The organism is Xanthomonas sp. 3793 (assembly GCF_024806835.1).
Taxonomy (GTDB): domain Bacteria; phylum Pseudomonadota; class Gammaproteobacteria; order Xanthomonadales; family Xanthomonadaceae; genus Xanthomonas; species Xanthomonas arboricola_F.
Window position 1 is genome coordinate 621,312 of record NZ_JANTYU010000002.1, and the last position, 22,210, is coordinate 643,521.

Annotated in this window: 17 protein-coding genes; 14 read left to right on the forward strand and 3 right to left on the reverse strand. The window is 65.9% G+C overall.

Annotation, left to right across the window (positions count from 1 at the left end):
- Entirely contained in the window at positions 1 to 834 is an 834-nt protein-coding gene (locus FHY18_RS08965) for a tRNA threonylcarbamoyladenosine dehydratase (protein WP_259153548.1), read from the forward strand.
- A 34-nt stretch (positions 835 to 868) separates the two neighbouring features.
- On the opposite strand, the gene FHY18_RS08970 is transcribed toward FHY18_RS08965, so the two are convergent.
- Both FHY18_RS08970 and FHY18_RS08975 read right to left on the reverse strand, forming a co-directional pair.
- A complete protein-coding gene (locus FHY18_RS08970) occupies positions 869 to 1,636 on the reverse strand; it encodes a TatD family hydrolase (protein WP_259153549.1) in 768 nt (255 codons plus the stop codon).
- Positions 1,636 to 1,851 (reverse strand): DUF6116 family protein, encoded by a 216-nt coding sequence (locus FHY18_RS08975; RefSeq protein ID WP_259153550.1) that lies wholly within the window; start codon positions 1,849 to 1,851, stop codon positions 1,636 to 1,638. The genes FHY18_RS08970 and FHY18_RS08975 overlap by 1 nt, the downstream gene beginning before the upstream one ends.
- 144 nt (positions 1,852 to 1,995) lie before the next feature.
- On the opposite strand from FHY18_RS08975, the gene FHY18_RS08980 reads away from it, so the two are divergent.
- The 9 genes from FHY18_RS08980 (at position 1,996) to FHY18_RS09020 (ending at position 15,114) form a co-directional block, all read left to right on the forward strand.
- Complete coding sequence (locus FHY18_RS08980) at positions 1,996 to 2,787, forward strand: glycine zipper 2TM domain-containing protein (RefSeq protein ID WP_259153551.1); 792 nt, start codon at positions 1,996 to 1,998, stop codon at positions 2,785 to 2,787.
- Between the two features lie 155 nt (positions 2,788 to 2,942).
- The gene (locus FHY18_RS08985; protein WP_259153552.1) at positions 2,943 to 4,118 is read left to right on the forward strand and encodes an acyl-CoA dehydrogenase family protein; all 1,176 of its coding nucleotides are present in this window, start codon (positions 2,943 to 2,945) and stop codon (positions 4,116 to 4,118) included.
- A gap of 61 nt (positions 4,119 to 4,179) precedes the next feature.
- Positions 4,180 to 6,747 (forward strand): DUF3857 domain-containing protein, encoded by a 2,568-nt coding sequence (locus tag FHY18_RS08990; RefSeq protein ID WP_259153993.1) that lies wholly within the window; start codon positions 4,180 to 4,182, stop codon positions 6,745 to 6,747.
- 134 nt (positions 6,748 to 6,881) lie between these two features.
- Positions 6,882 to 7,526: a glutathione S-transferase family protein gene (locus FHY18_RS08995; RefSeq protein WP_259153553.1), complete on the forward strand. Its 645-nt coding sequence runs from the start codon at positions 6,882 to 6,884 to the stop codon at positions 7,524 to 7,526.
- A 40-nt stretch (positions 7,527 to 7,566) separates the two neighbouring features.
- Entirely contained in the window at positions 7,567 to 9,507 is a 1,941-nt protein-coding gene (gene asnB / locus FHY18_RS09000) for an asparagine synthase (glutamine-hydrolyzing) (RefSeq protein ID WP_259153554.1), read from the forward strand.
- Between the two features lie 265 nt (positions 9,508 to 9,772).
- On the forward strand, positions 9,773 to 10,327 hold the full coding sequence (locus FHY18_RS09005; RefSeq protein ID WP_259153555.1) for an NAD(P)H-dependent oxidoreductase: 555 nt from the start codon (positions 9,773 to 9,775) through the stop codon (positions 10,325 to 10,327).
- 221 nt (positions 10,328 to 10,548) lie between these two features.
- Positions 10,549 to 11,979, forward strand: a complete 1,431-nt coding sequence (locus FHY18_RS09010; protein WP_259153556.1) for a replicative DNA helicase — start codon at positions 10,549 to 10,551, stop codon at positions 11,977 to 11,979.
- A 724-nt stretch (positions 11,980 to 12,703) separates the two neighbouring features.
- Positions 12,704 to 14,122: a deoxyribodipyrimidine photo-lyase gene (locus tag FHY18_RS09015; protein WP_259153557.1), complete on the forward strand. Its 1,419-nt coding sequence runs from the start codon at positions 12,704 to 12,706 to the stop codon at positions 14,120 to 14,122.
- A gap of 266 nt (positions 14,123 to 14,388) precedes the next feature.
- Positions 14,389 to 15,114, forward strand: a complete 726-nt coding sequence (locus tag FHY18_RS09020; RefSeq protein ID WP_046963485.1) for an OmpA family protein — start codon at positions 14,389 to 14,391, stop codon at positions 15,112 to 15,114.
- A 441-nt stretch (positions 15,115 to 15,555) separates the two neighbouring features.
- Here FHY18_RS09020 and FHY18_RS09025 read toward each other — a convergent pair whose 3' ends face one another.
- Positions 15,556 to 16,590, reverse strand: a complete 1,035-nt coding sequence (locus FHY18_RS09025) for a LysR family transcriptional regulator (RefSeq protein ID WP_003483593.1) — start codon at positions 16,588 to 16,590, stop codon at positions 15,556 to 15,558.
- A gap of 129 nt (positions 16,591 to 16,719) precedes the next feature.
- Between FHY18_RS09025 and FHY18_RS09030 the strand changes: the two genes are divergently transcribed.
- The 4 genes from FHY18_RS09030 (at position 16,720) to FHY18_RS09045 (ending at position 22,180) form a co-directional block, all read left to right on the forward strand.
- Positions 16,720 to 16,947 carry a hypothetical protein gene (locus FHY18_RS09030; RefSeq protein ID WP_259153559.1) on the forward strand — a complete coding sequence of 76 codons (228 nt, stop codon included), beginning with the start codon at positions 16,720 to 16,722 and terminating at the stop codon, positions 16,945 to 16,947.
- A complete protein-coding gene (locus FHY18_RS09035; protein WP_259153560.1) occupies positions 16,944 to 17,717 on the forward strand; it encodes an SDR family NAD(P)-dependent oxidoreductase in 774 nt (257 codons plus the stop codon). The genes FHY18_RS09030 and FHY18_RS09035 overlap by 4 nt, the downstream gene beginning before the upstream one ends.
- Entirely contained in the window at positions 17,714 to 18,904 is a 1,191-nt protein-coding gene (locus FHY18_RS09040) for an efflux RND transporter periplasmic adaptor subunit (protein ID WP_259153561.1), read from the forward strand. Before FHY18_RS09035 ends, FHY18_RS09040 begins: the two co-directional genes overlap by 4 nt.
- A gap of 105 nt (positions 18,905 to 19,009) precedes the next feature.
- Positions 19,010 to 22,180, forward strand: coding sequence for an efflux RND transporter permease subunit (locus FHY18_RS09045; protein ID WP_259153562.1), 3,171 nt, complete (start codon positions 19,010 to 19,012; stop codon positions 22,178 to 22,180).
- Positions 22,181 to 22,210 lie beyond the last annotated feature (30 nt).

The window sequence follows — 22,210 nt, forward strand, 5'->3', positions numbered from 1 at the left end:
ATGAAAGCACAATGGCGTGAACGCTTTGCCGGTATCGACCGGCTGTACGGAGTCGGCACGGTAGAGCGGTTGTCCGCCTGCCGCGTGGCGGTGGTGGGCATGGGCGGTGTGGGCTCGTGGGTGGTGGAGGCGCTGGCACGGACCGGCGTCGGCCATCTCCGCCTGATCGATGCCGACGACTTGTGCGTGTCCAATACCAATCGGCAATTGCCGGCGCTGGCCGGGCAGTACGGACGCAACAAGGCGCGCGCCATGGCCGAGCGCTGCATTGCGATCAACCCGGAGATCGATGCCGAGGCGGTGGAGGCGTTTCTCACCACCGGCAACATCGAAACCCTGCTAGGCGACGGCCTGGATCTGGTGATCGATGCCTGCGACAGTTTCCGGGTCAAGGTGGAAACCATTGCCTGGTGCCGCCGCCGCAAGCTGCCGATGCTCACCGTGGGCGCTGCCGGCGGGCGCACCGATCCCACCCTGGTGCGCGTGCGCGATGTCTCGCGCACCGAGCACGATGCGATGCTGGCATTGATCCGCAAGAAGCTGCGCAGCGACTTCAACTTCCCGAAGAATGCGCAGCGCTATTTCGGCGTGCCGGCGGTGTACTCGCTGGAAAACGTCAAATACCCGCAGGCCGACGGCAGCGTGTGCGGCATTCGCCCGCAACTCGATGCCGATGCCACGCTCAAGCTGGATTGCGGGGCCGGGCTGGGCGCAGCCACGCATATCACCGGCACGTTCGCGTTTGTAGCGGTCGGCAAGGCACTGGAGATGTTGCTCAAGCCCAAGGCCGCTGCGTCCAAGCCGGTGGCCGAGGTCGCTGCCGCGTCATCGTAACTGCATGCGCGCGCTGCGGCGGCAGCCTGCCTGATCAGCCCGGCAAGCCGAACAGGGCGCGTGCGTTTGCCGTGGTCTGTGCGGCGATGCGCTCGACGTCTTCGCCGCGCAGCTGCGCGATGCAGTCCACTACCGTCCGCAGCGCGGCCGGCTCGTTGCGCTCGCCGCGGATGCTGGCGTCGGGTTGATCGGGTGCGTCGGTTTCCAGTAGCAGGTACTGCAACGGCATGGTTGCGGCCAGGCCGCGCAGGCGATTGGCGCGCGGGTAGGTGACCGGGCCGCCCAGGCCGATCATGAAATCCAGTGTCCACAATTGCCGCGCCTGCTCAGGGCTGCCGGCAAAGCTGTGCACCACGCCGCGCAGGCCGCCGACGGCCTTGATGCGGGCGATGACTTCTTCGGTAGCGCGGCGCGCGTGCACGATCAGCGGCAGGTCGTGGCGCTTTGCCAGGCGCAGCTGCCCATCGAAATAGTCGCGCTGGGCCTGCGCGTCCAGTCCTTCGAGATAGAAATCCAGCCCGCATTCGCCGATCGCGCAGGGGCGCTCGCGCTCGATCCACTCGGCCAGCAGCTCCAGATGCGCGGGCCGGTGTTGATCCAGGAAGATCGGGTGCAGGCCATAGGCCGGATGCAGCCCAGGCGCCATTTCACACACTTCACGCAAGCCCGGCCAGCTGGCGGCAGTGACGGCCGGCATCACTTGTTGCATGACGCCGGCTTGGCGCGCGCGCGCGATCACCGCAGGGCGGTCGTGGTCGAATTCGCCCGCGTCCAGATGGCAATGGCTGTCGATCAACTGCATCAGTCGCGGCGCACCGGTGCCGGCAGCGGCGCCTTGCGGGTTTTCCAGTTCGCCAGCAGCAGCGTGGTCAGGCCGAACAGCAGTTCGTCCACGAACGGCACCAGATCCGGCACCAGCACATCCACCACGAACAGCGTGGCTGCCAGCTTGAACAAGGTGGGATAGCGCAGCTTGGCCGCCCATTCCAGGGCACGTGCGGTCAGGGGATTTCGCATGCGAAGACTCCGGCTGTTAGAAGTGCATGAAGTAACCGCTAGCTGAACTTAACCGTGGCGTTCATGAGCGAGGGCGTTTTCGTTCAGGGTTCCCGTGCTGGAATCACGCCGTCAACAACGCGGTGCGTCCGCAGGGAGCTGGTCATGAAGAGCAACACGACAACTATACTGGTCGCCGCTGGTGCCTTGCTGGTGGGAGGCGTGGCCACTGCCGCCTTCATGAACAACCGACCGTCCTCGGGCGATTTCGTCGCCAACGGCGAGCCGGCACCGCGTGGTCTGGAATATGCCGACGTGGTCAAGGTCGCGCCGATCACCCAGCGCGAGCCGCAGTATGCGCAGGTCGTCAACAGCGCGGCCATTCGCGAAACCACCACCAGCTCCTCGCCGCGCGAAGTGTGCCGCGACGTGGTGGTGCAGGAACGTCTGCCCGAGCGCGATGGCAACGTCGGCGGCACCGTCGCCGGTGCGGTGATCGGCGGTCTGCTCGGCAACCAGGTCGGCGGCGGCAACGGCCGCAAGCTGGCCACGGTGGCCGGTGCGGTCGGTGGCGGCATGGTCGGTAACCGTGTCGACCGTAATCATGTCGGCGGCCGCGTAGTCGACCGCACCGAACGCCAGTGCCACACCGAGAACGCCAATTCGAGCTCCTCGCGCGTGGTGGGCTACGACGTGACCTACCGTAATGCCGACGGCACCACCGGGACCATGCGTATGGACAGCAAGCCGGGCGAGCGCATCTCGCTGGGCGACGCCGACAACGTGGTGGCCTACGACGTGACCTACCGCTACGATGGGTTCGAGAAGACCGTGCGTATGAACGACAAGCCGGCGAGCGATCGTCTGCCGGTGGTCGATGGCCAGCTGGTGACCCAGACCGCTTCGACGGCCGGTGACCGGGGCGTCCGCGTGGATGCGGGCAGTACGCGCCAGTAACACGCTGGCAGCCTTCCGGCTGGATCGCTGCGTCAGCAAAAAGAGCCGGCACTGCCGGCTCTTTTTGTTTTCAGGCCAGCGGTAACTCCCGTGCGCTGTACACGTCGCCGCCATGTTCGGCAGGCAACTGGCAGATAATCGCCGCTTCTCCAGTGGTGGAAATCAGCATGCCGGTGCGTCCCGATGATCTGTTCGATGTCCGTGCGCTGCTGACCGACGAAGAACGGGCGGTGCAGGACGCCGTCGCGCGTTTTACCGATACGCGGGTACTGCCGGCGATCGGCGATGCCTTCGATGCGGGGCGGTTCCCAAGCGAGTGGGTGCCTGAACTGGCGCAACTGGGGCTGCTGGGCGCCAGCCTGCCGGTCGGCGATGGCGGTGCGGGTCTGGGAGCGGTGTCCTACGGGCTGATCTGCCAGGAACTGGAGCGCGGCGACAGCGGCCTGCGCAGTTTCGTCAGCGTGCAGTCCTCGCTGTGCATGTATCCCATCCATGCCTATGGCAGCGACGCGCAACGCCAGCGCTGGTTGCCGGAGATGGCCGCCGGCCGCGTCATCGGCTGCTTCGGCCTGAGCGAAGCGCAAGGCGGCTCGGACCCTGCGGCGATGACCACGCGTGCAGTGCGCGATGGCGACGGCTGGCGCCTGAACGGCGCAAAGATGTGGATCACCAACGGCAGCATCGCCAGCCTGGCCATCGTCTGGGCGCACACCGACGATGGCGTGTGCGGTTTTCTGGTGGAAACCGCCAGCCCCGGTTTCACTGCGCAGGACATCGCCCACAAGATGAGCCTGCGCGCCTCGGTGACCTCGGCGTTGTTCCTGGACAACGTGTTCGTACCCGAGCAGATGCGCCTGCCGAACGCGGCCGGGTTGAAGGCGCCGCTGGGCTGCCTCAACCAGGCACGTTACGGGATCGCCTGGGGTGCCATCGGCGCGGCGGTGGCCTGCCTGCGCGAGGCGCTGGCCTACGCAGGCGAACGCATCCTGTTCGGCCGGCCGCTGGCGGCCACCCAGAGCGCGCAGATCAAGCTGGCCGACATGGCGCGGCGGATTTCCACCGCGCAGTTGCTGGCGCTGCAGCTTGGCCGCCTGAAGGAGGCCGGGACGCTGCGACCGGAACAGATCTCGCTGGCAAAGTGGAATAATTGCCGCATGGCGCTGGACGTGGCGCGCGAGTGCCGCGACCTTCTGGGGGCGGCCGGCATCACCACCGAACATGTGGCGATCCGGCATGCGCTCAACCTGGAATCGGTGATTACCTACGAGGGCACCGAAACCGTGCACCAGCTGGTGGTGGGACGTGCGCTGACGGGGCTCAACGCGTTTTGACGAGGAGTGGGTGTTGATCGGCAAGGATGTGGTGCGACGCCTGAGAGGCGTCTTCTGGACGATGTGCGGAATCTGCGCGATTGCCGCAATCGCGATACCGGCGCAAGCGAACGAGGCGCCTAGCATGGCGCCGGCACCGGCATGGGTGGTGGCCGATGCGGTGCCCGACAGCGTGCCGGGTGCGAGCGGGCTGCGCTATGAGCTGGTGTCCGATCAGGTCGATCTCACCGGCCCGGCGGTGCGCGCGTACCGCCGGTTGAGCTATACGATACAGCGCGCCAAGAGCCTGGATGAGGCCGGGCAGATCTCCATCGATTACCAGCCGCAGTATCAGACATTGCAGCTCAACAGCCTGGACGTCTGGCGCGCGGGTCAGCGCATCGACATGCGCAGCCGTGCGCATTACGCCAAGCTGCGCCGCGAAAGCGGGCTGGAAGACGGTTTGATCGATGGCGCGCTGACGCTGTCGATCACCTTGCCGGATCTGCGCGTGGGCGACCGGGTCGATTACGGCGTGACCATCACCGGCAGCAATCCGGTGTTCGGCAAGGGCTATTACGACATCTTCGATGCGCGCTACGGCGTGCCGCTGGGCGAACGGCGGGTCCGTGTGCGCTATCCCGCCGACATGGCCTTGCAGTGGCGCATCAGCGCGCCGGGCTTCAGCCGCAATGTCGGCAAGGCCGATGGGGTCGCGCTGTTGAACATCGGGGCAAGCAACGTCGCCGCCGTGCAGGAGGAAAAAGGCGCTCCCGACGATGTGGACCCGTACGGGCTGATCGAAGTGTCCACTGCCGGAAACTGGGCGCGTGTGGCGGCGTGGGCCGCGCAGTTGTACCCGGATGCATTCAAGGATGCGCAGGTGGCTGCCAGCATGAGGCAGAGCCTGCGGCTGCGCAGCGACGATGCGCAAGGCGCACTGATGCGTGCGGTGGCCTTCGTGCAGGGCGAGATCCGTTACGTCGGCCTGGACATGGGCGAGAACTCGCATGCCCCGCATGCGCCGGAAGTGACATTGCGCAACCGCTACGGCGACTGCAAGGACAAGGCGACGCTGTTGATCGCGCTGTTGCAGCTGGCCGGCATCCGCGCCGAGCCGGTGCTGGTCAACAGCGACAAGGGCGCCACGCTGGACAAGCGCCTGCCGAGCCCCTACGCATTCGACCATGTCGTGGTGCGCGCGCATCTGCCGCAGGGCGATGTGTGGGTGGACGCCACGCGCGACCGCGAGGAAGGCTCGCTTGCGCAGCGTCGGCCGCTGCCGTTTGTGCGCGGATTACCGGTCCTGGCGGGGCAGGACGCCCTGGTCGACGTACCGGCGCCGATGCCGACCTTGCCGCAGGTCGAGGTGATTGAAGACATCGCGATTTCGCTGCGCAAACCGCAGCGGGTGGCCACCTTCAGCGTGGACACCACCTACCGGCAGGGACGCGGCGAGCGGGTGGCATCGAGTTTCGAAAACGATGGCGCGCAAACGGTGGGCGAGCGCTATCTGGAGTTCATGCAGCAGTACTACACCGCGCTGACACAGGTCGATGAGCCCACCATCGACGCTAGCGATGCATTGAATGTGCGCACGCACGAGACCTATCGGCTGGAATGGCCGGCGGCCGAAGGCGACGAAGTGGGCTTCCCGCTGTTTCAGCTCGGCGACTGGATGGACAGCTTGCCCAAGGAGGCGCGCAAGAGCCCGTTGGCGTTGCGCGGGCCGCAGCTGGCGCGGCAGACCGTGCGCGTGCAGACCGACCCGGCGGCCAAGGTGGATGCAGACACGCAGATCGTGTCCAACCCCTGGTTTCGCTTCTCGCGCACGATTGCGATGCGCGATGGCCGTATCGAGATCATCGGGCAATGGCAGCGCTACACCGACCGCATCCCCGCCAATGGGGTGGCACGTGCGGCGGCCGATATGGAGCGCGCGCGCGACCTGCTGTACTTCAATCACGACCTCAAGCCGCAGCGGCGCAAGCAGCCGACCGATTGGCGGGCGCTGAGCTACCCACTAATCGGATTGCTGGCATTGATCGTGCTTGTGCTGGGTTGCCTGGCCTGGTGGCGTGGCGGCGGCCTGGGCGGGCTGCTGTTCGACCCGCACGGCACGGTGCAGCGCATGCCGCAGCAGAGCGGTTTGCGCCGCAGCGCCTGGGCGGTGTTTGCGGTGACCACGCTGTTGTCGGCGTGGATGTGGCTGCAGGCCTTGCCATGGTGGATGCAACTGGCCGGTGCGCTGGCCGTGGGAGCGCTGCTGGTGCTGGGCTGCGTGCTGCTCAAACAGCTGTTGCGCTGGATGGACAGCGCAGCGCAGCTCGAGCGGCTGCTGCCGGCGATGGCGGGCAGCGTCTTGCCATGGCTGGTGTGCGTGCTCGCCGGGCTGGTCGCGCTCAAGGGCAGGCCGGCCCTGCTGCAGAGCGGTGCCAGCGATCCGGCCGGCATGGCGCAGTTGTCGACGTGCGTGCTGCTGTTGCTGCTGGGCAGCCTGTGGTGGTCGGTGTGCTCGGTTCAGGCCGTTGCCGGTGCCGCCGGATGCGGGCGCACGCGCGCCTTCGGCGCCTGGGCCTTGACGCTGTCGCTGCTGGGTGTGGTCATCGCGGTGCTGGGCGTGCCGGTGGCGCTCGTGGCGACAGCCTGAGATGGGCCATCGCCGCAATGCCGCTGGCGATGGCAACGATGGCGGCAGGCAGCTGAGATGCATGCAAGGGCTTTGCAAAGGCGCACAGGGCTGTGACACTGCCAGCCCCTCGTCGTTGCCGCGGAGCCAGCTTGATGTCGACCGTGCGTCCCCCGTTGACCGTGCATGGCATGTCCAGTTCCGGCAACTGCTACAAGGTGCGTCTGCTGCTGGAGCAGCTGGGTAGCCGCTATCACTGGGTCGAAGTGGACAGCGTGGCCGGGCAGACCCGCACGCCGGACTACCTGGCCAAGAATCCCAATGGCAAGGTGCCGATGGTGGAACGCGACGACGGCCGCGTGCTTACCGAATCCAACGCGATCCTGTTCTGGCTGGCCGAGGGCACGCCTTACCTGCCCACCGATGCGTGGCAACGCGCGCAAGCGCTGAGCTGGATGTTCTTCGAGCAGTACAGCCACGAGCCGTATTTGGCGGTGGCGCGTTTCATCAGCCTGTGGACACCGCGCGATGCAGCGCGCCGCGCCGAACTGCCGCAGCTGCGTGTGCGCGGCGAGCAGGCGCTGGCGGTGATGGAGCAGCATCTGCAGCAGCACGCCTGGTTCACCGGCAGCGATTACGGCGTCGCCGATATCGCGCTGTTTGCGTACACCCATTGCGCCGAGGACGGCGGCTTCGATCTGGAACGCTGGCCGGCGATCGGCGCCTGGCTGCAACGCGTGCAGGCCTTGCCCGGGTTTGTCGCGATGCCGGCGCCCGCGTCCGCCTCGGTGAGCGCATGAGCGATATGCACGGCATCGGCCGCCCGCAGGAGCACTGACGATGTGCGGATTGGCAGGAATGCTGCTGGCATCGCCGCGCCTGCATGGCGAGCAGCTCGATGCGCTGGTGCGACCGATGGGCGCGGTCCTGCGCCATCGCGGCCCGGACGATGCCGGCACCTGGTGCGATGCGCAGGCCGGTGTGGCGCTGGCGCATCAACGCTTGAGCATTCTGGATCTGTCGCCGCTGGGCCATCAGCCGATGCGCTCGGCCGACGGCCGCTACGTGCTGGCCTACAACGGCGAGGTCTACAACTTTGCGCAGCTGCGCGCTGCACTGGCCGCGCTGGGGCATCGCTTCCGCGGGCATTCCGATACCGAAGTGCTGCTGGCGGCGGTGGTGGAGTGGGGGCTGGACGACACCCTGGGCCGCTGCAACGGCATGTTCGCCATCGCGCTCTGGGACGAACGCGATAACTGCCTGTATCTCGCCCGCGATCGCGTCGGCAAGAAACCGCTGTACTACGGCTGGGCCGGCGACACGCTGGTGTTCGGTTCCGAACTCAAGGCGTTGTGGCAGCACCCGGATTTCGACAACGGCGTGGATCGCGATGCGCTGACCTTGCTGCTGCGGCTGGGCTATATCCCGGCGCCGGCCTGCATCCACGAGCGCACCTTCAAGCTGATGCCTGGCCGGGTGCTGCGGCTGGATGCGCAGATGGTGGCGGCCGGCGCGGCCGCGCATCGCCCCGACCAGGCGCAACAGCCGTTCTGGAACGCGCGCGAGGCGATGCAGCGCGCGCTGGCGGCGCCGTTCACCGGCAGCGATGCGCAGGCCGAAGAGCAACTCGATAGCGTGCTGCGCGATGCGGTGGCGCTGCGCATGGTGGCCGATGTGCCGGTGGGTGTGTTCCTGTCCGGCGGCACCGACTCGTCCATCGTCACCGCGATGATGCAGGCGCAAAGCAGCCAGCCTGTGCATACCTTCAGCATCGGCTTCGAAGGCTCGCATCACGACGAAGCGCCGCTGGCGCGCGAAGTGGCCACACATCTGCACACCGACCACACCGAGCTCTACGTCAGCGGCGCAGACGCGCTGGCGGTGGTGCCGACCTTGCCTGACATGTTCGACGAGCCCTTCGCCGATGCCTCGCAGGTGCCGACCGCGCTGGTGGCACGGCTGGCGCGTGGCGGGGTGACGGTGGCGCTGTCCGGCGATGGTGGCGACGAGTTGTTCTTCGGCTACGGCCGGTACCAGCGTGCGCTGCGCAACTGGCGCATGCATGGGCTGGTGCCGGGGCCGCTGCGGCGGTTGATGGCGCTGGCGGCGCGCCGCAACGGCGAGTCCTCGCGTACCGGCGGCCTGGCCGCGCTGGTGGCCGAGGCCGGCGCACGCGGCATCGGCGACATCTACCGCAACCGCATCTCGCGCTGGCGCGATCCGGCCGCGGTGGTGCTGGGCGCCACCGAGCCGGACAGTTTCTACAGCCTGGCCGACCCGCTGCACGGCTCCGGCACCCCCGCCGACGCGATGATGCTGGCCGATTTCGCCGCCTATCTGCCCGACGACCTGCTGTGCAAGGTGGACCGCACCACCATGGCGGTGGGCCTGGAGGCGCGCGCGCCGCTGCTGGACTGGCGCGTGGCCGAATTCGCCTGGTCGTTGCCGCTCTCGCTCAAGTACCGCGACGGGGTCAGCAAGTACCTGCTCAAGCGCGTGCTGTGCCGCTACCTGCCCGACCCGATGGTCTACCGCGGCAAGCGCGGCTTCGGCGCGCCGGTCAGCGCATGGCTGCGTGGCGACCTGCACGGCTGGGCCGACGATCTGCTGGCGCACGCCACCCTGGAGCGCGAAGGCGTGTTCGCCGCCGACACCGTGGCCGGGCTATGGCGCGACTTCAACGGTGGCGAGCGCAAATGGCATACGCACCTGTGGACGGTACTGATGTTTCAGGCCTGGCAGGCGCATTGGCGCGCGCAACGCGCGGCGATCACGCGCTGATCCAGGTCAACGTGGTGATCTTGGATGCGGCGGCCAAGCGCTGCGCGGTGTGCGAAACCGCGCTGCCGTTGCCGAGGTGTTGCTGACGCTTGAACCTGCCATTCGGACATCGGGCCGGGCAGGGCAGGGCGCGTCAGCGCCTTGCGGACTGTCACGGCGCCGGTTGCCGGTGCCTGCGGTCGATCGCCCGGAGCCGGACGGCGCTTCACCGGCTCTGAGCATCGCGCTGGGTAGGGTGGGGCTCGGTTTCCACGGAGCGTCTCCCATGAGCAAGATCACCATCGCCGTCCTGGTCGGCAGCCTGCGCGCAGAGTCCTACAACCGTCAGCTGGCGCGCGCGCTGGAGCATCTGGCCGGCGACAAGGCCGTCTTCGAGTATGTGGAGATCGGCGATATCCCGCTGTACAACCAGGACCGCGACAGCGACTACCCGGCCGAGGGCACGCGCCTGAAGCAACAGATCCGCGCGGCCGATGCGGTGTTGTTCGTCACCCCCGAATACAACCGGTCGATTCCCGGCGTGCTCAAGAACGCCATCGATACCGGCTCACGTCCTTACGGCGACAGCGCGTTCAGCGGCAAGCCGGCAGCGGTGGTAGGCATCTCGGTCGGTGCGATCGGCACCGCGACCGCGCAGCAGCATCTGCGCAACGTGCTGGCGTATCTGAACATGCATGTGCTCGGCCAGCCGGAGGTCTTCCTGCAGTACAAGGACGGCCTGTTCGGCCCGGACAATCAGATCGCCAATGCCGACAGCCGCAAGTTCCTGCAGGGCTTTGTCGACGCGTTTGTGGGCCTGGTCGCGCACCTCAAGCGCTGAGTTGATCACAGCGTTGTCCCGGCGGGTGCACGCTCGCCGGGAAGCTTGGTCGGTGGTCTGAAAGCCAGGCAGGGCAGGGGTCGCGGCTGCTGCGACAGTGCTCGCGTACAAGCGTGATGCACTGGCTGTCCACCAGTTATCCACAGAGTTGTGCATGGTCGTCGGCGCCGTCGATGACTATGCTTCCTGCCCTCGTCTCCCCGCGTCAGGTTTGTCTGTCCATGTCCGCTCGTCCTGGTTTCCGTTCCAAGCGCAATCGCGATCGCGACGACGACGATTACGATCGTCCCGAGCCGCGGATTGACCAGCTGCGCGTGCCCCCCCATTCGGTCGAGGCCGAGCAGGCGGTACTCGGCGGGCTGATGCTGGCGCCGGATGCGTTCGATCGGGTCAACGACCAGCTCACCGAAAACGACTTTTACCGTCGCGATCACCGGCTGATCTACCGTGCGATCCGCGAACTGAACGAGAAGGACCGCCCCTTCGATGCGGTGACCCTGGGCGAGTGGTTCGAATCGCAGGGCAAGCTGGAGCAGGTTGGCGATGGCGCATACCTGATCGAGCTGGCCAGCACCACGCCGTCGGCCGCCAATATCGCCGCATATGCGGAAATCGTCCGCGACAAGGCGGTGCTGCGGCAGCTGATCGAGGTGGGCACCACCATCGTCAACGACGGTTTCCAGCCGGAAGGTCGCGAGAGCGTGGAGTTGCTGTCGGCCGCGGAAAAGGCAGTATTCAAGATCGCCGAGGCCGGCGCGCGCGGACGCACCGATTTCGTGGCGATGCCGGGCGCATTGAAGGACGCGTTCGAAGAGCTGCGCAACCGTTTCGAAAACGGCGGCAACATCACCGGCCTGCCTACCGGCTACACCGACTTCGACGCGATGACCGCCGGCCTGCAGCCAACCGATCTGATCATCCTGGCCGCGCGCCCGGCGATGGGCAAGACCACCTTTGCGCTGAACATTGCCGAGTACGCCGCAATCAAGTCCAAGAAGGGCGTGGCGGTGTTTTCGATGGAAATGTCGGCATCGCAGCTGGCGATGCGTCTGATCTCCTCCAACGGCCGCATCAATGCGCAGCGTCTGCGTACCGGCGCGCTGGAAGACGAGGATTGGGCGCGCGTGACCGGCGCGATCAAGATGCTGAAGGAAACCAAGATCTTCATCGACGATACGCCGGGCGTGTCGCCGGAAGTGCTGCGCTCCAAGTGCCGCCGGCTCAAGCGCGAACACGACCTGGGCCTGATCGTGATCGACTACCTGCAGCTGATGTCGGTGCCGGGTAACAGCGAAAACCGCGCGACCGAAATCTCGGAAATCTCGCGTGGTCTCAAGGGTCTGGCCAAGGAACTCAACGTGCCGGTGATCGCGCTGTCGCAGCTCAACCGCTCGCTGGAAACGCGCACCGACAAGCGCCCGGTGATGGCCGACTTGCGCGAATCCGGCGCTATCGAGCAGGACGCGGACATGATCGTCTTCATCTACCGCGATGATTACTACAACAAGGAAAATTCGCCGGACAAGGGCCTGGCCGAGATCATCATCGGCAAGCACCGCGGCGGCCCGACCGGCTCGTGCAAGTTGAAATTCTTCGGCGAATACACCCGCTTCGACAACCTGGCGCACGATTCGGTCGGCAGTTTCGAGTAAGCGTTCTGTTTTGGTTCTCCAAAAAGCGACGACGCTCAGCGGGCGCGGCCCGCGTCGTGGCGTCCGTACGTACGCGACCACGTTGGCAGCTGCGATGCCCTCACCGCTTGCGCGACCGTGCGGCGGCATGGATGCCGCCACCGAGCCTGCATGCACGCACTTGCGGCGTGTCCCGCAAGCGGTGAGGGCGTCGCGCCCTCGACCCGCTCGGCGTGGCAACATCCAAATTGCGTTGAAGCTCAGCTCTCGGTCGCCTTGATCGGTCGCCTTGAGAGGTGATTGAACGGCGTGGATGCGGTGTTTTAGAGCGGATGATCTGCGGGTCTGCTGCAGAGGCCGTGCCCGCCCACCATCGCGGTGCACGCTGCAGGTACGTCCATGTAAGCTCTTCTGCGTCATTCATGCCGCATAAGGTCCCTCGACGGTGGACGGGCAAGGACAAGTGGAGATGGTCGGTGTGCATGGTTGCGAGCAGTGCATGCTGCGCGGCCGGTTGATCAGGTGCGGGGTGATCAACTCAGTTCGATCTGAACCGGACAATGTCACTGTTGTTCACGATATCGCTCCACTGGTCAACGAAGGCTGGCATGGCCAACCGCGCTGCCGCCATCGCTACAGGGGGCGGGAGGGCTCTTAGCGGGGCCAGGAGTGCTCACCCTGCATCGCGCCATCGTTGCACCTGCTGTCTTATGCTGCGCAGCCTTATCGTCGCTGCCGAGTTCGTATGTCCTACGCCATCGTCTGGTTCCGTCGCGATCTGCGTCTGCAGGACAACCCGGCCCTGCGTGCCGCGCTCGATGCCGGGCATGACCCGATTCCGCTCTACATCGACGCACCGCACGAAGAAGGCGAGTGGACCCCTGGCGCAGCGTCGCGCAGCTGGCGGCATCGCTCGCTGGCGGCGCTGGACAACGCGCTGCGTGCGCTGGGGAGCGGCCTGGTCGTGCGTGCCGGCGACAGTGCGCAGGTGCTGGATGAGGTGATCGCGCAGACCGGCGCGGTGGCGGTGTACTGGAACCGCAAATACGAACCGGCCACCCAACCGCGCGATGCGCAGATCAAACGCAGCCTGCGTGAGCGCGGCATCGAGGTGCAAAGCTGCAATTCTGCGCTGCTGTTCGAGCCCTGGCAGTTGTCCACCCAGCAAGGTGGCCCGTACAAGGTGTTCACCCCGTTCTGGCGCAACGCGCTGAGCCAGCTGCAGTTGCCCGCCGCCGTGCCTGCGCCGCGCAGCTTGCCGCCGTTGCCGGCAGCGCTGAAAACCGCTGCGCTGGAGTCGCTGGCCTTGCTGCCGCGCTTGAACTGGGACCACGGGTTCTGGGAGCACTGGCAGCCCGGTGAGGCCGGTGCGCATGAAATGCTGGAGATCTTCAGCGACGGTGCGCTCAACGGGTATCGCGAAAACCGCGACCGTCCCGATCGCGTCGGTACCTCGCAGCTGTCGCCGCACCTGCACTTCGGCGAGATCGCACCGTGGCGTATTGCCGGCATGCTGGACGCGCAGCGCAATGCGCGCAACGGCGCCGAGATCGATGGCTATATCCGCCAACTGGGCTGGCGCGATTTTTCGTATCACCTGCTGCATCACTTCCCCGACACCACCAACCAGAATCTCAATCCGCGCTTCGAAGGGTTCGACTGGGCCAAGGCCGACCCAGTTGCGCTGCAGGCCTGGCAACGCGGCCGCACCGGCATTCCGATCGTCGATGCGGGCATGCGCCAGCTCTGGCATACCGGCTGGATGCACAACCGCGTGCGCATGATCGTGGCCAGTCTGCTGTGCAAGCACTTGCGCGTGCACTGGATCGAAGGCGCGCGCTGGTTCTGGGACACGCTGGTGGATGCGGACCTGGCCAACAACACCATGGGCTGGCAATGGGTGGCCGGCACCGGTGCCGATGCCGCGCCGTATTTCCGCGTGTTCAACCCGGTGACGCAGGCGGAAAAATTCGATCCGCAGGCCGCGTACATCACGCGCTGGGTGCCCGAACTCGGCAAGCTCGCGGTGAAGGAACGCTTCGCCCCCTGGCTGCATCCGTTGTCGCTCGCGCGCTTGGCACCAGAGTATCCGCGCACACCGATCATCGGTCTGGCAGAAGGGCGTGATGCGGCGTTGGCTGCGTATGCAAAGACAAAGGGCTGAGTGAAACGTCGCTGTCAGTGCGCGTGCCGATGTGCTTTTCTTGATGAGACGTCGCGCCACGGGCGCGTCTTCGAAGCGGCCATCTGGCGATGCAGGAAGAGGTCGTTTTGGTCTTGTTTTCGCGCGTGATTATCGAAAACGTTTTCCTGAATGGACGGCTATCCGCGCGGCGGCGATGGCCGGTTTCATCATGCGCCAATCGCGTCGGTCTGTTTATCCTCGCCGACACGATTGAGCGCCGGATGTTCCGGCCACAGGAGAACACCATGTCCCCAGCAGCCACCAAGAGTCTCGCCGTTGCCCTGGCCAGCGCCATCGCGCTGTCCGCCTGCGCCACCGGCGGCTCGTATGTGCAGCGCGATCAATATGGCGACCAGACGCAACAACAGAACCGTACCGGCCGCAATGCGCTGATCGGCACCGCGATCGGTGTGGCTGCGGGTCTGCTCACCGGCGATAGCGCCACCGAGCGTCGTCAGCACGCGATGGTCGGTGCCGGCATCGGCGCGCTCAGCGGCGCGGCCATCGGCCAGTACCAGGATCGCCAGGAACGCGCGTTGCGCGAGCGCACCGCCAACACCGGTATCGACGTGCAGCGCCAGGGCGACAACATCACCTTGAACCTGCCTGACGGCATCACCTTCGACTTCGGCAAGTCTGCCTTGAAGCCGCAGTTCTATGGCGCGCTCAATGGCGTGGCATCGACCTTGCGCGAGTACAACCAGACCATGGTGGAAGTGGTAGGGCATACCGATAGCGTCGGCAGCGATGCGGTGAACCAGCGCCTGTCCGAAGAACGTGCCGGTGCAGTTGCACAGTATCTGACCGCGCAGGGCGTGCAGCGCGAGCGCATGGAAACCATGGGTGCTGGCAAGCGCTATCCGATCGCCGACAACAGCACCGACGCCGGCCGCGCGCAGAATCGACGCGTGGAAATCCGCCTGATTCCGCTGCGTGCGGAAGGCGCTGCCAGCAATACCGGCATGCGTTGAGGTGATGCAATGAATCGTGGCGGGTCGATTGACTAGCCGACGATGCATGCGAAACACAGGCCGCGAAAGCGGCCTGTTTTTTTGCGCTGCGTATCTTGTTGATCAAGAGCGGTGCATAAATCTCCCGAGTGCTGTTTTGGCAGGTGTGGAGCCTTTGCGGTTTTGTGGGATCCACGGGGCGGCATGGACCCTTCCGTGTATGGGTCATGGCGCGCAGGAAGAAACAAGGCGAGAGCATTGCGGACTCGGTCCACAGCGGTGATGGTGGCCGGCCACGACAAAAGGACCGGCGCCGGATGGCCCCGACACTCCTGCAGGGATTCGGGAGTTGTAGCAGCCAGGACGTTTTCGCTTGTGCGGGCAACGTCCCCCCATCGCCCTTCGGACACCTTGTCCCGAGGGGGACGAGGGTGCTCCGTCAGGCGACTGTTTGAGTGCGGGCTACGCCGTGACGTTTTCCAGGATGCGCTTGCCCTCGGCACGCAGTTCCGCTTCTGCGCCCACCTCGACTTTCGCATCGTTGTCGGCTTTTTGCGCGGCCAGACGGGCCGGACACTGCGCCATCATGTAGTCAGCGTCGAAGTTCATCCGCGTGACCAGGAAATCCACGAACGCGCGCACTTTCGGCGACACCAGGCGGCCGCCGGCAAACACCGCATTGAAATCCACTTCCGGCCCGGTCCAGCCAGCGAGCACGCGGCGCACCAGACCCGATTGCACGAAGGGTTTGGCCATCACATCGCCGGTCAGCAACAGCCCTTCGCCGCATAACACCGCACCGTTGAGCGCGGCCGGGTCATTGGCCACCATCAGTGGATTGACCGGGAAATCGCGCACATCGCTGCCGTCGCTGAGCGACCAGAAAAATCGGTTGTTGTGCACGTTGCGGTTCTTGCGCAGCGCCAGCGTGCGATGGAATTGCAGCTCGTCCGGATGCAGCGGCTCGCCATAGCGTTCGATATACGACGGGCTGGCGAACACCTGCGTGCGCAGGCTGCCCAGCTTGCGTGCGACCAGGTTGGAATCGGGCAGGGCACCGACGCGCAGGGCCAGGTCGGCTTCGCCGCCGATCAGGTCCAGCTTCTCGTTGCCCAGGTGCATGTCCAGCTGGATTTCCGGGTATTGCGCGTGGAATTCGCCAAGCAACGGCGCGATCCAGGTGATGCCCAGCGAGTACGGCACGGTAAACCGCAGCCAGCCGCGTGGGCCGGACTGCAATTGCCCGACCGCGCTTTCGGCTTCTTCCAGTTCGCGGGCGATGCGCTGGCAATGTTCGTGGTACACCGAGCCTGCTTCGGTCAGCCCGATGCGCCGCGTGGTTCGGTGCAGCAGGCGCGCACCCAGGCGGGTCTCCAGTTCCTGCACCTTGCGGCTGACGGTGGTCTTGGGTAGGCCAAGCGCGTTGGCGGCGGCGATGAAGCTGCCCTGTTCGACCACCTTGACGAAGATCAGGGTGTCGTTGAGATCGTGTGTCATGGGACTGCCTTCCGGGGGTCAGGAGGGATTAGACCGCTTACGGGACGATTATTCCCCTAAATCCGGACTAATCAAGTGCTGCTTTGAGGCCTAGCTTATGCAGCATCCCTTCAACGCAGGAGCACGGCCATGTGGTTGTGCGATGTCTTCGGCTTGTCCTCCAACTCCCGCAGCGCCCTTGAAAGCGCCTTCGATCCGGTGGTTTCCCCGGCAAGAAGCCCGCGCGCCAGCGTTTCGCGTGGCTTTGCCGCGTCGCCGAAGCGGCAGGCCGGCGGTGCGCCGACGCAGCGGACTGGACTGCAAGCGCGTTGGGTTCAGCGCGGAATTGTCCCGATGTCGGGAGTGAAAGTCCCATGACCGGGATGGTCCAATCCGAAACCGTCGTGATCGGCGGCGCGGGCAACGTGGGTGCCGGGATCGTGACCGCACTGCTCGACGCCGGCATGCCGGTTCTGGTGATTGGACGCGATGCCGCCAAGCTCGACGCGCTGCGCGCGCAGCATCGCAATGCTGCGCTGCTGGACACCCTGCAAGGCTCGGTGGCCGATGATGCCTCGGCGCAGGCGCTGGCCACCGAGCTGGCGCAGCGCCCGCGACCGCTGGGCGCAGTGATCGCCAGCCTGGGCAGCCCGTTGAAGGCCGGGCGCCTGCTGGACCGGCCGGTGACCGCACTGCGTCGACGCCTGGAGCGCGACGTGCTGCCGCATCTGGCTGCGGCACGTCATCTGCTGCCGCTGCTGGCCGAAGCAGATGGCGGCGGACGCTATCTGTTGCTGGGCAGCCCGTGCGCACTGCGCGCCTGGGCGGCGCATGGCGACATGTCGGTGGCCGCGGCCGCCATCCGCATGCTTGCCCAGGTGCTGCATGAAGAAGCCAAACCGCTGGGCGTGCGCGTGCATCTGCTCTCGGTTGAACAACCGGTGTGCACGCCGGGCCGCACCAAGGACGCGTGCCCGGAATGGATTCGCGCCGTCGATGTCGGCCGCGCCGCGGTCTCGCTCATTACCGGGCCCGGCCAGCCCGCACAACCCATCGTGACCGTCAGCCGTCGTCTTTCCACCGCTCCGTCGGTGGACCGGCTGGCCGGCCTGCATTTGCCCATCCCCACTCGAGAGATCTCACCATGACCCCGAACGCCACCCCGTTCCGTTTTCCAATGCGTACTGTTCTGACGGGCGCCGTGCTCGCGGTGGTGCTTGCCGCCTGCGGCGGCGGTGCTGCGCAGACCGGCGCGCCGCCGCCGCCCAGCGTCAGCGTCGCACCGGTGCTGATGAAGGAGATCAACCAGTGGGACGAGTTCAGCGGCCGCATCGAGGCGGTGCAAAGCGTCGAGCTGCGCCCGCGCGTGTCCGGTTACATCGACAAGGTGAACTACACCGAAGGCGCGGAAGTGAAAAAGGGCGATGTGCTCTTCAGCATCGACGACCGTAGCTACCGCGCCGAATTCGCGCGCGCCAACGCAGCGATGGTGCGGGCGCGCACCCAGGCTACGCTGGCGCGCAGCGAAGCGGCGCGTGCGCGCAAACTCTCCGATCAGCAGGCCATTTCCACCGAAGTGTGGGAGCAGCGCCGCGCCGCCGCCGACCAGGCCGATGCCGATCTGCTGGCCGCACAGGCCGCAGTGGACACCGCCAAGCTCAACCTGGACTGGAGCCACGTGCGTGCGCCGATCGATGGCCGCGCCGGGCGTGCGATGGTCACCGCCGGCAACCTGGTCACTGCCGGCGACAGCGCCAGCGTGCTGACCACGCTGGTGTCGCTGGACAAGGTGTTCGTCTACTTCGATGCCGACGAAGGCACCTTCCTGCGCTACTCGCAGATGGCCCGCAACGGCGAACGTCCGGACGAGCGCGGCGGCCAATTGCCGGTGCGTATCGGCCTGGTCGGCGAGCAGGGCTTCCCGCATGCAGGGCGCGTGGATTTCCTGGATAACCAGGTGACCCGCAGCACCGGCACCATCCGCGTGCGTGCCGTGCTGGACAACGCGCAGCGGCAGTTCACGCCGGGCCTGTATGCGCACGTACAGCTGCTGGGCAGCGGCCAGTTCAAGGCCATGCTGGTCGACGAAAAAGCCGTATTGACCGACCAGGACCGTAAGTACGTCTACGTGGTCGACAAGGACGGCAAGGCGCAGCGCCGCGATGTGGAACTGGGCCGCAGCGCCGATGGACTCCGCATCGTGCGCAAGGGCCTGGCTGCCGGCGACCGTGTCGTGGTCGACGGCGTGCAGAAGATCTTCATGCCCGGCATGCCGGTCGATGCCAAGGCCGTGGCCATGGCCGCGACACCGGACAAGCGCACCGCGTCGAACTGATTCATCGCTGCATCGCGCCTTCGACCACCGGCCTGGTAACCAGGCCGGTCCGGGGCCGCCGTGCCGCGCCGCCACCTGGCGGCAACCTCTTTCAGGACCACCCCAATGGACTTTTCCCGTTTTTTCATCGACCGGCCGATCTTTGCCGCGGTGCTGTCGATCATCATCTTCGCGGCTGGCCTGATCGCCATGCCGCTGTTGCCCATCAGCGAATACCCCGAAGTAGTACCGCCGAGCGTGCAGGTGCGTGCGGTGTATCCGGGCGCCAACCCCAAGGTCATCGCCGAGACCGTCGCCACGCCGCTTGAGGAGGCGATCAACGGCGTCGAAAACATGATGTACATGAAGTCGGTCGCCGGCTCCGATGGCGTGCTGATGGTCACCGTGACCTTCAAGCCTGGCACCGATCCGGACCAGGCGCAGGTGCAGGTGCAGAACCGCGTCAGTCAGGCGCAGGCGCGCCTGCCCGAAGACGTGCGCCGCCAGGGCGTGACCACGCAGAAGCAATCGCCGACGCTGACCATGGTGGTGCATCTGACCTCGCCCAAGGGCAAGTACGACTCGCTGTACCTGAGCAACTACGCCACCTTGAAGGTCAAGGATGAGCTGTCGCGCCTGCCGGGCGTGGGCCAGATCCGGGTCTTCGGTGCCGGCGATTACGCCATGCGCATCTGGTTGAACCCTGACAAGGTCGCCGCGCGCGGGCTCACTGCCAGCGACGTGGTCGCGGCCATCCGCGAGCAGAACGTGCAGGTCTCCGCCGGCCAGCTCGGCGCCGAACCGATGCCCAACAAGAGCGATTTCCTGCTCTCGATCAATGCGCAGGGCCGACTCACCACCGAAGAGGAATTCGGCAACATCGTGATCCGCAGCGGCAACAGCGGCGAGATCGTGCGCCTGAGCGACGTGGCGCGTCTGGAACTGGGCGCCGGCAACTACACCTTGCGCTCGCAGCTGGACAACCAGAACGCGGTGGGCATGGGTGTGTTCCAGTCGCCCGGCGCCAATGCGATCGAATTGTCAGACGCCGTGCGCGCCAAGATGGCCGAGCTGGAAAAGCAGTTCCCGCAGGACATGGCCTGGTCGGCAGCGTATGACCCCACCGTGTTCGTGCGCGACTCGATCAGTGCGGTGGTGCACACGCTACTGGAGGCGGTGCTGCTGGTGGTGCTGGTGGTGATCCTGTTCCTGCAGACCTGGCGTGCCTCGATCATTCCGTTGCTGGCGGTGCCGGTGTCGGTGGTCGGTACGTTCGCTGCGCTGTATCTGCTGGGTTTTTCGATCAACACGCTGAGCCTGTTCGGCCTGGTGCTGGCGATCGGCATCGTGGTCGACGATGCGATCGTGGTGGTGGAAAACGTCGAGCGCAATATCGAAGAAGGCCTCACCCCGCTGGCGGCCGCGCATCAGGCGATGCGTGAGGTGTCCGGGCCGATCATCGCCATCGCGCTGGTGCTGTGCGCGGTGTTCGTGCCGATGGCGTTCCTGTCGGGCGTGACCGGCCAGTTCTACAAGCAGTTCGCGGTGACCATCGCCATTTCCACGGTGATTTCGGCGATCAACTCGCTGACCCTGTCGCCGGCGCTGGCCGCGATGTTGCTCAAGGCGCACGACGCGCCCAAGGATGGCCCGTCGCGTTTGATCGACCGTCTGTTCGGCTGGTTGTTCCGTCCGTTCAACCGCTTCTTCAACAGCAGCTCGCACAAGTACCAGGGTGCGGTGTCGCGCACGTTGAGCAAGCGCGGTGCGGTGTTCATGGTGTACCTGTTGCTGCTGGTGGGCGCCGGTTTCATGTTCAAGATCGTGCCGGGCGGTTTTATTCCCACCCAGGACAAGCTGTACCTGATTGCCGGTACCAAACTGCCGGAAGGCGCCTCGCTGGAGCGCACCAATGAAGTGATCCGCCAGATCAGCCAGATCGCGATGCAGACCGAAGGAGTGGATCACACGATCGCGTTCCCCGGGTTGAATCCGCTGCAGTTCACCAATACGCCCAACACCGGAACGGTGTTCATCACGCTCAAGCCGTTCAGTCAGCGCACCCGCAGCGCGGTGCAGATCAATGCCGAGCTCAACGCGCGCATCAGCCAGATCCAGCAGGGTTTTGCGTTCGCCTTCATGCCGCCGCCGATTCTGGGCCTGGGGCAGGGCTCGGGCTACTCGCTGTATATCCAGGACCGTGCGGGTCTGGGTTATGGCCAGTTGCAGAGCGCGGTGAATGCGATGTCCGGTGCGATTTCGCAGACGCCGGGCATGCAGTTCCCGATCGGCACCTACCAGGCCAACGTGCCGCAGCTGGACGCCAAGGTCGATCGCGACAAGGCCAAGGCGCAGGGCGTGCCGTTGACCAACCTGTTCGACACGCTGCAGACCTACCTGGGTTCGTCGTACATCAACGACTTCAATCGCTTCGGTCGCACCTATCAGGTGATCGCCCAGGCCGATGGACCGTTCCGCGACAGCGTCGAAGACATCGCCAACCTGCGTACCCGCAATGCCAACGGCGAGATGGTGCCGATCGGCAGCATGGTCACGCTGGGCCAGACCTACGGCCCGGATCCGGTGATCCGCTACAACGGCTACCCGGCCGCCGATCTGATCGGCGAGGCTGACCCGCGCATGCTCTCCTCCACCGAGGCGATGCACACGCTGGCCGGCATGGCACCGAAGGTGTTGCCCAACGGCATGAACATCGAGTGGACCGACCTGAGCTATCAGCAGTCAACCCAGGGCAACTCGGCGTTGATCGTGTTCCCGATGGCGGTGTTGCTGGCGTTCCTGGTATTGGCCGCGTTGTATGAAAGCTGGACCCTGCCGCTGGCGGTGATCCTGATCGTGCCGATGACCTTGCTGTCCGCACTGTTCGGTGTGTGGCTCACCGGTGGCGACAACAACGTGTTTGTGCAGGTGGGCCTGGTGGTGTTGATGGGCCTGGCGTGCAAGAACGCGATCCTGATCGTGGAGTTCGCCCGCGAGCTGGAGATGCATGGCAAGGGCATCGTGGAAGCAGCGCTGGAAGCCTGCCGCCTGCGTCTGCGCCCGATCGTGATGACCTCCATCGCCTTCATCGCCGGCACCGTGCCGCTGGTGTTCGGCCATGGCGCCGGCGCCGAAGTGCGTTCGGTCACCGGGATCACGGTATTCGCCGGCATGCTGGGCGTGACCTTGTTCGGCCTGTTCCTGACCCCTGTGTTCTACGTGGCGCTGCGCAAGTGGGTGACCCGTCGCGGGCCTGCTGCACCGGCTGCCGTTTCGCATGACCCCGTGAAGGCGTAAGCCAGTCACTTCCCCCAATTCAAGAGGATG